The sequence below is a fragment of the Pseudomonas vranovensis DSM 16006 genome (assembly GCF_000425805.1).
GTDB classification, from domain to species: domain Bacteria; phylum Pseudomonadota; class Gammaproteobacteria; order Pseudomonadales; family Pseudomonadaceae; genus Aquipseudomonas; species Aquipseudomonas vranovensis.
This window is the reverse complement of the sequence record NZ_KE384459.1, coordinates 88,020-97,718: the sequence shown is the minus strand read 5'-3', so window position 1 is coordinate 97,718 and position 9,699 is coordinate 88,020. Positions and strand designations below refer to the sequence as shown.

Annotated in this window: 8 protein-coding genes; 2 read left to right on the top strand and 6 right to left on the bottom strand. The window is 64.2% G+C overall.

Annotated features, from left to right (window positions below; translation table 11 throughout):
- Positions 1 to 142 precede the first annotated feature (142 nt).
- Positions 143 to 856 (top strand): GntR family transcriptional regulator, encoded by a 714-nt coding sequence (locus H621_RS0126355; protein WP_028946246.1) that lies wholly within the window; start codon positions 143 to 145, stop codon positions 854 to 856.
- 6 nt (positions 857 to 862) lie between these two features.
- Here H621_RS0126355 and H621_RS0126350 read toward each other — a convergent pair whose 3' ends face one another.
- The 5 genes from H621_RS0126350 to H621_RS0126330 form a co-directional block, all read right to left on the bottom strand.
- Positions 863 to 1,813 (bottom strand): PDR/VanB family oxidoreductase, encoded by a 951-nt coding sequence (locus H621_RS0126350; RefSeq protein WP_028946245.1) that lies wholly within the window; start codon positions 1,811 to 1,813, stop codon positions 863 to 865.
- A 27-nt stretch (positions 1,814 to 1,840) separates the two neighbouring features.
- Positions 1,841 to 2,908: an aromatic ring-hydroxylating dioxygenase subunit alpha gene (locus tag H621_RS0126345; RefSeq protein WP_028946244.1), complete on the bottom strand. Its 1,068-nt coding sequence runs from the start codon at positions 2,906 to 2,908 to the stop codon at positions 1,841 to 1,843.
- A 119-nt stretch (positions 2,909 to 3,027) separates the two neighbouring features.
- Positions 3,028 to 4,185, bottom strand: a complete 1,158-nt coding sequence (locus tag H621_RS0126340) for an MFS transporter (protein ID WP_028946243.1) — start codon at positions 4,183 to 4,185, stop codon at positions 3,028 to 3,030.
- A 58-nt stretch (positions 4,186 to 4,243) separates the two neighbouring features.
- Positions 4,244 to 5,935, bottom strand: a complete 1,692-nt coding sequence (locus H621_RS0126335; protein ID WP_036990447.1) for an amidohydrolase — start codon at positions 5,933 to 5,935, stop codon at positions 4,244 to 4,246.
- Positions 5,936 to 5,968: 33 nt separating this feature from the next.
- Positions 5,969 to 7,294: a hypothetical protein gene (locus H621_RS0126330; RefSeq protein ID WP_028946241.1), complete on the bottom strand. Its 1,326-nt coding sequence runs from the start codon at positions 7,292 to 7,294 to the stop codon at positions 5,969 to 5,971.
- Between the two features lie 170 nt (positions 7,295 to 7,464).
- Here H621_RS0126330 and H621_RS0126325 point away from each other — a divergent pair, with 170 nt between their 5' ends.
- Positions 7,465 to 8,085 (top strand): TetR/AcrR family transcriptional regulator, encoded by a 621-nt coding sequence (locus H621_RS0126325; RefSeq protein ID WP_028946240.1) that lies wholly within the window; start codon positions 7,465 to 7,467, stop codon positions 8,083 to 8,085.
- 217 nt (positions 8,086 to 8,302) lie between these two features.
- On the opposite strand, the gene nhaA is transcribed toward H621_RS0126325, so the two are convergent.
- Positions 8,303 to 9,508, bottom strand: a complete 1,206-nt coding sequence (gene nhaA / locus H621_RS0126320) for a Na+/H+ antiporter NhaA (protein WP_036990445.1) — start codon at positions 9,506 to 9,508, stop codon at positions 8,303 to 8,305.
- Positions 9,509 to 9,699: the final 191 nt, after the last annotated feature.

The following is a 9,699-nucleotide window of genomic DNA, read 5'->3' as shown; positions in this document are numbered from 1 at the left end:
AGCGGCTACGGATTGCCGGTGTAGCCGCTGGCGCCAGCCTGCGATCGGCCGCGCAGCGGTCGCCAGAGGTAGAGGGACATCCGCTCCCACAGCACTCACCTTGCGGTAGTATGGCGGTCCATGTTTTCTGGAAGTTGCCTGGATGAGTAAGCCCGGTCAATTGGTACTGGTTGCGCTGCGCAAGATGATCGCCTCGGGCGAGTTGGCCGCCGGCGCGCGGTTGATGGAAATCCCTACCGCCGAGCTGTTCGGCGTCTCACGCATGCCGGTGCGCATGGCGTTTCGTACCCTGGAGCAGGAAGGGCTGCTGGTGCGCTTTGGCGGCCGTGGCTTTCAGGTGCGTTCGGTAAGTGCCGACGATATCGCCGGCGCCGTCGAGGTGCGCGGTGTGCTGGAAGGCCTGGCCGCACGCCAGGCCGCCGAGCGCGGGTTGTCGCCTGAAGCACGGGACACCCTGCAGCGCTGCCTGCACGAAGGTGATCAGCTGTTCGAAAAAGGCTTTGTCACCGAGGAAGACCTCGAGGCCTATCACGACCTCAACATGCGCTTTCACCAGGTGATCGTCGAAGGCAGCCACAACCCGGCAATCGCCGATGCGCTGGCGCGCAACGATCACCTGCCATTCGCCTCGGTCACTGCGCTGGCCGTGGACCGTCACGACCTGGCACGCGAGTACCGACGTTTCAATTACGCGCACATGCAGCACCACTCGGTGTTCGACGCGCTGCTCAACGGCCAGGGCGCCCGCGCCGAAGCGATTATGCGCGAGCATGCCAATGCCACCTTGCGCTATGCCGAAACCTTCGGTGTGGCAACCACCGACGAGCGCATGAAGGTGATCCTGCCCTCGTCGTGACGCGGTTCAGATATCCAGTACCAGCAACGGCGTTTTCGAGCGCGAGCAGCAGGGCGTGAATTGATCGTTCAGCGCCTGTTCTTCCTCCGTCAGGAACAGGTCGCGATGCTCCGGCACGCCGTCCAGCACCCGCGTCAGGCAGGTGCCGCAAATGCCTTGCTCGCACGACATGGCTATCTCGATGCCATGACGCTCCAGCACTTGCACCACGCTCTGGTCGGCGGGTACCTCGAAGACCTGGCCGGTGCTGCCCACCTGTACCGAGAAGCTGCCATCGTTGGCGGTATCCACCGGTGCGGCGGCGAAGTATTCGCGGTGCAGGCAGCCTTCCTGCCACCCTTGCGCCCTGGCACTGTCGAGCACGTGCTGCATGAAGCCGCCAGGGCCGCACACGTACAGGTGAATATCGTCCTGCGCATTGGCCAGGACCTTGCTGGCATCCAGTGCTGTCTGGGGTTGTTCATCGAAATGCAGGAACAGGCGGTCGGCAAACGGGGCCGTGCGGATGCGCTCCACAAACGCTGCGCGCTCGCTGGAGCGAGCGCAGTAATGCAGCTCGAAGTCGGCGCCGATATGCGCCAGGCGCTCGGCCATGCACAGGATCGGGGTGATGCCGATGCCGCCGGCAAACAGCAGGCTGCGCCGGGCACCGTGTGCCAGCGGGAACAGGTTGCGCGGCTCGCTGATGCGCAGTTGGGCACCACAGTCGATCTGTTCGTGCATGCAGCGCGAGCCACCCCGTGAGGCAGGGTCCTTGAGCACGCCGATCAGATAGCGATGGCGTTCCTCGGGGTGGTTGCACAGGGAGTACTGGCGGACCAGGCCGTCGGGCAGATGCACGTCAATGTGCGCGCCGGCGCTGAACGCCGGCAACGGGCTGCCATCGACGGCCGCCAGTTCATAGCTGTAGATGTCTTGCGCTTCACGGGTACGGGATACCACCACGACGTCGATCATGTTCGGTCCTCGGGAGTGTGGCTGGGGTCAGGCCGGGGTGGCGGTGGTGGCGATCAACTGCGGCTCGGGCGCGCGTTCCTGGGCGATCAGGCGGTCGAGGATTTTGCGCGACTGCACGCCGCCGGCGTCGATGTTGAGCTTGAGCAGGTTGCGCTGAGGGTGGTCGAGCAGGTTGCGTTGCTGGCGCTCGAGCATCTCCAGGTCTTCGCTGAAGATTTTGCCCTGGCCTTGGCGGATGTCTGCGGTCAGGGCGTCGTCCTGCGCGGCGAAATTGCGCGCCATGCCCCAGAAGTACCAGATCGAGGTATCGGTCTCGGGGGTGATGAAGTCGACCACGATGCTCGCGGCCTTGTGCTGCGCCTCGGCGTGATAGCCACCTTTGCCCGCGTGGGCCACGCCCACTTCGATCAATACATGGCTGGGCGGGGTGAAGCGGCAGATCTGCCAGCGGTCCACCGGCACGTCGTCGGCCAGGCCGTTGCCGCGCAGGGCCATGCGCCAGAACGGCGGGGCCATGATGTTTTCCATGTGTCGGGCAGTGACTACCTCGTCGCCGTTGACGGTGGTCACTGGCGGTGCTTCGTCGATTTCCTTCTGGCCGATGCTGGAGGCATGTACGTAGGTTTCGTGGGTCAAGTCCATGAGGTTGTCGATCATCAGGCGGTAGTCGCACCCGATGTGAAACAGCCCCCCGCCGTAAGCCCACTCATCGCTCACGGCCCACTCCAGGTGCGGGATCAAGCCCGCATCCGCCAACGACTGCTCGCCCGGCCAGACCCAGACAAAGCCGTAGCGCTCGACCACGGCGAAGGTCTTGTTGCACGGAAAGCCCCGCACCCGTTGCCCGGGCATCTCGACGGTCTTGCCGTCGCAGCCCATCACCAGGCCGTGGTAACCGCATACCAGGTTGCCGTTCTCGACATAGCCCAGCGACAACGGCGCACCGCGGTGCGGGCAAAAATCCTCGACAGCGGCGACGCGGTTCTCCTGGCCTCGGTAGAAAACGATGCGTTCACCGCAAATCTGCCGGCCCAGGGGCTTGTCGGCAATTTCGTCAGGGGTGCAGGCGACATACCAGGTGTTCTTCGGGTACATGAGGCTCTCCGCTCAGCGATTGTTTTTATTTAATGGATCCATTAAAGGTGCTTTGCGGAGAGCGAGTCAACGAATAGTTAGCTTTTCGTTCGCCATTTCGGGCGATAATCGAACAGAGATTAAATTTTAATGGATCCATTGGCGCGATGCGCCCAGCCCGCAAGGGACTTGAGCACACACCCCGCGACCACGGCCGCGCCGGCACTGATGAAGATCGAGTCCCGCGCATCGCCCATCTGCAGCACCGCTATAAAGGCCGGTGCCAAGGCGGCTGCGCCGGACTGCAGCACGCTGACCATCGGCGTGAGGTTGCCGCGCGGGTCATTGGTGGCGATGGCGCCCATGTAGTAGGTCAGGGCCAGCACCCAGCCGAAGTTCATTACAAACAGCGCGGCGCACAAGTAGTCGGCGTCGTGGGTGTAGCGCGCCAGCATGACGATCGACAACAGCACCAGCAGCGAGCCCAGGGCGATCATCGGGCCGCGGCTGACCCGCCCGCCGAGCAGGCTGGGCAGCGCGCCGCCCGGCAGGCCGCCGAGTACGCCCAGGCCGAAGGCCCAGCCAACGTCGAGGGCGCTGATACCACGCTCGCGGGCCAATTGGTCGACAAAGCCCCAGATGCAGTAGATCGCCAGTTGCAGGCAGAGCATGCCCAGCAACGAGAAGCGCCCGATCAGTGCCGAGCCGCTGCCGTCGCCGGTGTTGCGTGCCGAGGCGCCGATTCGCAAGTGGGTGGGGATGACCAGGGCCACCAGCAGGATCAAGCCGAACCACAGGGCGATGGATGCAATCGCCGCGCGGCTGCCGTAGTCCTGCGCCACGTGCGGCAGGGTGGTGGCATACAGGGCAAAGAGTGCCGTTTGCAGCAGGAGCGAAAGCCCGAAGGAGCGGTCTTGCCCGGGCAGCCGGCCGAGGGCGTTGATGGCCCCGGCATACAGCACGCCAGCCGCGATGCCACAGGCGCAGCGGCACACCAGCAGCGTGGTGTAGCTGTCCAGGCTGGCACTGGCCAGGTTGAGCACGGTGGCGGCAAGCGCGGCGCCCAGGTACAGGTTGCGCCCGCACAGCCGCCGGCCCAGCGCCGGTAGCAACAGGCTGCCGAGCAAGGTACCGGTCATTTCGATGGACAGTATCCAGCCTTGCTGGCTCAGCCCCAGGGCCAGCCGTTCGGCAACCAGGCCGATGAAAATAGGTTGAACACCGATAATGATCAGTGACGTGGCAGCGATGTAGATCAGGACGGCGCGCAAGAGCAGGGCATTATTGTTGTTGTGCATGATCGATTCCGGCGACAGGGGCAGGGGACGCGGCCGGCGATGGCCGCGTCGATCGGGGTCAGGCCTGGCCGGTGGTGCCGGCGTCGTGGGTGATGCGCCCGTTCATGAGGGTCAGCGCCACCTCGGTCTTGCCGATCTGGTAGCGCTCAAGCTCGAACAGGTCCTGCTCCAGAATGATGATATCGGCACGCTTGCCCGCGGTGATCGATCCGATCTCCTTTTCCAGGCCCAACTGGTAGGCACCGTTGAGGGTATAGGCGGCGATCAGTTGTGGAATACTCAAGCGCTCGTTGCCATCGGGCATCACCGGCGCATCCGGCTCGCCGCTCAACTGGCGAGTGTGGCCCGACTCGATATGCTCTACCGGACGATGTTGGCAGCGGCACTGGCAGGCCAGGCCGTCCATGCCGATCGACACGGTGACGCCCTGGTCGATGAAGGTGCGGAACTTGTACATCGAGGCCCAGCGCTGATAGCCATAGGACTTCTGGATGGCCTCGGCATAGGCATCCACCACGCCCCACTGCAATTGAGTGTTGGCCATCACGCCGATGCGGCGAAAACGCGGGATGTCGTCGGGGTGGGTGAGGAAGGCGTGGGTGATCACGTGGCGCCGGTCGCGGGGCGGGTTGGCGGCAAAGGTGCGTTCGAACACGTCCAGGGCCATGCGCACGGCACCATCGCCCACGGCGTGAACCATGACGTCGATGCCATTGGCATCGGCTTTGCGCACATGTCGTTCGAACACCGCCTCGGGCATGGTCGTCGAGCCGCAGCTATGGGGCTTGTCGCAATAGGGTTCGAGCAGGAAGGCGGTATGGTTCATCTCGGTGCCGTCGAGCATCAGCTTCAGCGCCTGGGCCTTCACCAACGGCGAGTCGTATCGGCGGCGCAGGTCTTGCAGGATGGCGACCGGATCGGGCTCGGTGCCCATGTCGATGAAGCTGCCGACTACCCGCAGCTTCAGGCGGTCTTCGCGTTCAAGCTGTTGCAGGGTTTCGTAGAGCAGGGTCTGGTCGCCGCTGGGGTCCAGAAAGCCTGCATCGAACACCGTGGTAATGCCGGCCGCTACCAGTTTCTCTTGCCACAGGGCAATCGAGCGCAGGTACAGGTCGATGCCAACCGGCAGGTAGCCGGCCTCGCTCAAACGTTGCATCAGCAAGGAATAGGCCGCGCCGTCGACAATCACGCCGGTGGGCTCGCCGCTGACTGGGTCTTTCTCGAACCAGCTGGCGCCTTCCTCCACCGGCGGGGTGTGGCGGTCGATGCCGGCGATTTCCAGTGCGCAGCTGTTGACCCACATGGTGTGGTAGTCAGTGGACAGCAGGCACACTGGTTTATCCGCGCAGATAGCGTCGAGCACTTCGCGGCGCAGTACCTCGGCAGGCATCAAGGCCTGGATCCAGCCCATACCGGTGATGGCTTTTTCGTCGGGGTGGGTGTCGACGTAGTGTTTGAGCATGGCCAGCACTTGGTTGGGGTCTTCATGGTTGACGAAGGCCTGGAAGGCGAAGGCGGTGGTCGAGAAGTGCCAGTGCGATTCGACAAAGCCTGGCAGCACCAGTTTGCCGCCAGCGTCGATCAGCCGGGTGCAGGCATTGGCATGAGTCATTACGCTGGCCTCGTCGCCAACATGCAGGATGCGCTCACCGGCCACGGCCACGGCGCTGGCCCAGGGGCGGTGCTGGTCGACGGTGTAAATGCGGGCGTTGTGGATGATCAGGTCGGCAGTGGCCGCTTGGGCAGTCATGGTGGGTCTCACTTTTCAGGGGAAGGCAAGGGGTCAATAGCGATAGGTGACGTACATCGACAGGGTGCGGAAATCGTCATTGCCGTAGCGTTCGCGCGCCGCGCCCAGGGGCTGGGCCCAGTTGAAGGCAAACGAAGCGGCCACGCTCGGGGTCGGCAGCCAGTCGAGAAACACCACGTTTTCGTTGGCAAAGCGCCGGTCGCTGACCGGGATGCCGTTGAGGGCTTTTTCGTCGAGGCTGAAGCGGTAGTGGATGCCGCCCAGGGTGAAGGTTGGTGTCAGTTGGGTGCGTAACGTCCATTGGTCGACCCGTTCGTTGCTGTTGTAGAGCAGGTAGTTGCCGACAATGTCGCCGATCAGCCAGGTGCTCCAACCGATGAAACCCTTGCTCAACGGATCCCAGGCGGCCTGGGTGTGGTCGCCGGGATCGTCATCGCCCGAGAACCGCGCATGGCGGTAGCTGAGCAGGGGTTGCAGGGGCAGGGCGGGGAAGGCGTAGTCGGCCTGCGCGTACCAGGCACTGGCGTGATAGTCGACGCCAGCGCCGTGACCGCGTTGCAGTGCGTACTCACCGTGCAGGGTCAGGTCGGCCAGGCCCGGCAGCTTGGCCTGCAGCGTCCGCAGGTTGTACACCCGCATGCCGTCACGCGGTTGCAGCGGGTTGGCGTACGGGTCGTCGGCGCTAACGCGCAAGGCCATGAGGCCCAGGTTCACGTGGCCGCCGGGGGTGTAGTCGAGGTTCAGGCCATTCATGCGAACGTCACCGAGGTGGTCGTCGGTGTGCAGGCTGAAGGCCTGGGCTGCCACTTCGCCGTGACCGAAGCCGAGCACCGCCGCGTCGCGAAACGCTGTGCGTGGGCCGAGCCAGTAGGCGCCGTCGTCGAACATGTCGAGGTTGCCGTCCATGACGATGAAACCGCTGCCGACCATGAAGTCCTGCTTGCCGGCGGTGAACGTCCAGTCGCGGAGCTGCACCCCGGCGTAGGCTTGCTCGACTGCTCCCCGGCCGTCACCGTCGCGGGTGTAGCCGCCGGCATCGCCGTCGCCGAAGGTATGCGCGCCGAGCAGCGCGCCGCCTGCGAACAGACGCGTGTCGGGGGCCAGGGCATAGCCCAGGGTGAGGCCGGGCTTGACGTAGGCCTCTTGCCAATCGACGCGTTCGCCGTCGATGTGGCCATCGCGCAGGTCGATACGACCCAGGCCAAAATTGACGTTGCGGGCGTTGATACTGGCGGCCCCGGCGCCGAGACTGAACTCGCCGCTGAGGCCCGCCGCTTCAAAGGCGTAAGCGGCGTAGCTGTGCTCACAGATTACGGCCGTGAGTATCGACAGCGTCCAGGCGTGGCTGGCTCGGGTCATCGGTACTGCTCCCATTGTCGTTGTAGTTGGAGGTGGGGGCCTGGTTGGCGTAAAAATATTCTTGATCCGTGAAAATGTTTTAGTCAATAAAATATTTTTGCCAGTGAAAAATCCGGGTATGCTGGCGGGTATCCCCGCAGGGCCGGATCAGATCAAGGAAAGGAGTTGCAGTGAGCGGATTGCGTGAACAGCAGAAGGCGATGCGCCGCGAGGCGATCAGCCGCACGGCGCTGGAGTTGTTCGACAGCCAGGGCTACCAGGCCACGACCATGGAGCAGATCGCCCGGTTGGCGGCGGTGTCGGTACCCACGGTGTTTGCCTATTTCGGCAGCAAGCAAGAGATCCTGCTGGAGAAACTGCGCGAGGCCGATCACCGCGCCATTGCCGAGGCACGCCGGCGTGCGCCGGAGTTTGCCGAGGCGCTGGATGCCATCTGCTACTTCGAGCAATGCCTCACCGAGTACGCTTTTGCTGTGTTGCCGGCGCCACTCTGGCGCGAGATTCTGCCGCCGTTGTTGCCGTTGCTGGGCAGCACGCAACAGGCGGTGCCCGAGGCGTACAAGCGGGTGAACGATGCCTTGGTGAGCGAGCTGGCGCAGCTGTTTTGTGACCTGCGCGACAGCGGCAAACTGCGTGCAGACCTGGACACCGACTACGCGGCCTTCCTGTTCAACGACTACGGGCATGTGCAGCTGTTGCGCCTGTGCAGCCAGGCGCCGCTCGACCTGCAGCGCCATCAGGCCGAGGTGCGGGGGTTTACCGCGTTTGTGTTGCGGGGAATGGTGGGGTAACGGTGCGCGTGCGGCTTGAACCCGGCACGATGCTAGGCGCGGGCTTGCCCCGCTTGAATGACGACCGCTGCGCGGCCGATCGCAGGCTGCCGCCAGCGGCTACACAAGCTAGGTAGCCGCCCTGTCGCCCGTTCGGCGCGGCCGATCGCAGGCTCCAAGCCGCTGCCGAGGAACGAGGCTGCGATCGACTGCGCAGCAGTCGCCTTGGCCCCACCGTTTACGCCGAAGTTGACCGCCCGGCCCTGAGCAGCACGACGACGCCGAGGAGGCCACACACCAGCGAGCCCATCAGCACGCCCACCTTCACGGCATCGATCAGATGCGGCGCGCCCGGGAACGCCAGCGCGCCAATGAACAGGCTCATGGTAAAACCGATACCGCACAGCAGTGCCACACCATACAACTGCATCCAGTTGCAACCCTCGGGCAGCTTGGCCAAGCCTGCGCGAATCGCCAGTGCGGCCAGGCCGAACACGCCAATCTGCTTGCCCAGCAACAAGCCCAGGGCCACGCCCAGGGGGACCGGCTCAAGCAGGTGGTCGGGGGTAATACCGGCCAGCGACACCCCGGCGTTGGCAAAGCCGAAAATCGGCACCACGGCGAAGGCGACCCAGGGGTGCATCTTCTCTTCAAGGTAAAGCAGCGGCGACTGCCGGGGGGTGTCGGCATTGCCCAGCGGGATGCACAGGGCCAGGATCACACCCGCCAGCGTCGCATGCACGCCCGACTGCAGCATGAAGAACCACAGCAGGCCACCCGCCAGCAGGTAAGGCCACAGCCGCTGCACGCCGCAGCGGTTGAGCACCACCAGCAACACGATCACTGCCAGTGACGCCAGCAGCATGCTGACCGACAGGCCGCTGGTATAGAACAGCGCGATGATTACCACCGCCCCCAGGTCATCGAGAATCGCCAGGGCCGACAAGAAGATCTTCAGCGACAGCGGCGCGCGCTTACCCAGCAGGGCCAGCACACCCAGGGCGAAGGCAATATCGGTCGCCGCGGGGATGGCCCAGCCATTGGTGGTCTCGGCACTGCCCCAGTTGATCGCCAGGTAAATCACCGCGGGTACCAGCATGCCGCCAAGGGCCGCGAAGCCGGGCAGGGCGCGCTGGCTCCAGGTCGACAACTGGCCGGCGAGTATTTCGCGCTTGATCTCAAGGCCCACCAGCATGAAGAAGATCGCCATCAGGCCATCGTTGATCCAGTGCTCGATCGACAGCCCGGCGAGCTTGACCTGCAGGGTGGCGAAGTACACCTCGGCCCACGGTGAGTTGGCCGCGATCAGCGCGGCCAGTGCAGCGGCCATGAGGATCACGCCACCGGCGGACTCGGCAGCGAAAAAGCGCGTGAGAAAGGCCAGGGTGGAAGGCGACTGACTCAGGTCGCGGGTGTTTTGTGGGCGTGGGGAATCCAGGCTCATAGGCACGTCAGCTCCGCGCGGCGGCCCGACCTGCGCTGAATTCAACCTGCCCTGCCGCGGTGTTGCGGTGGCACCCGGCGCGGATTCTACACAAAAACGGTGTTTACAGGTAACTACCACGCGAAACTGTTACGCCGTCATCAAGCGATTAATTAAATAAATAGGAATCGTCTTATAACGACAAGTCAACG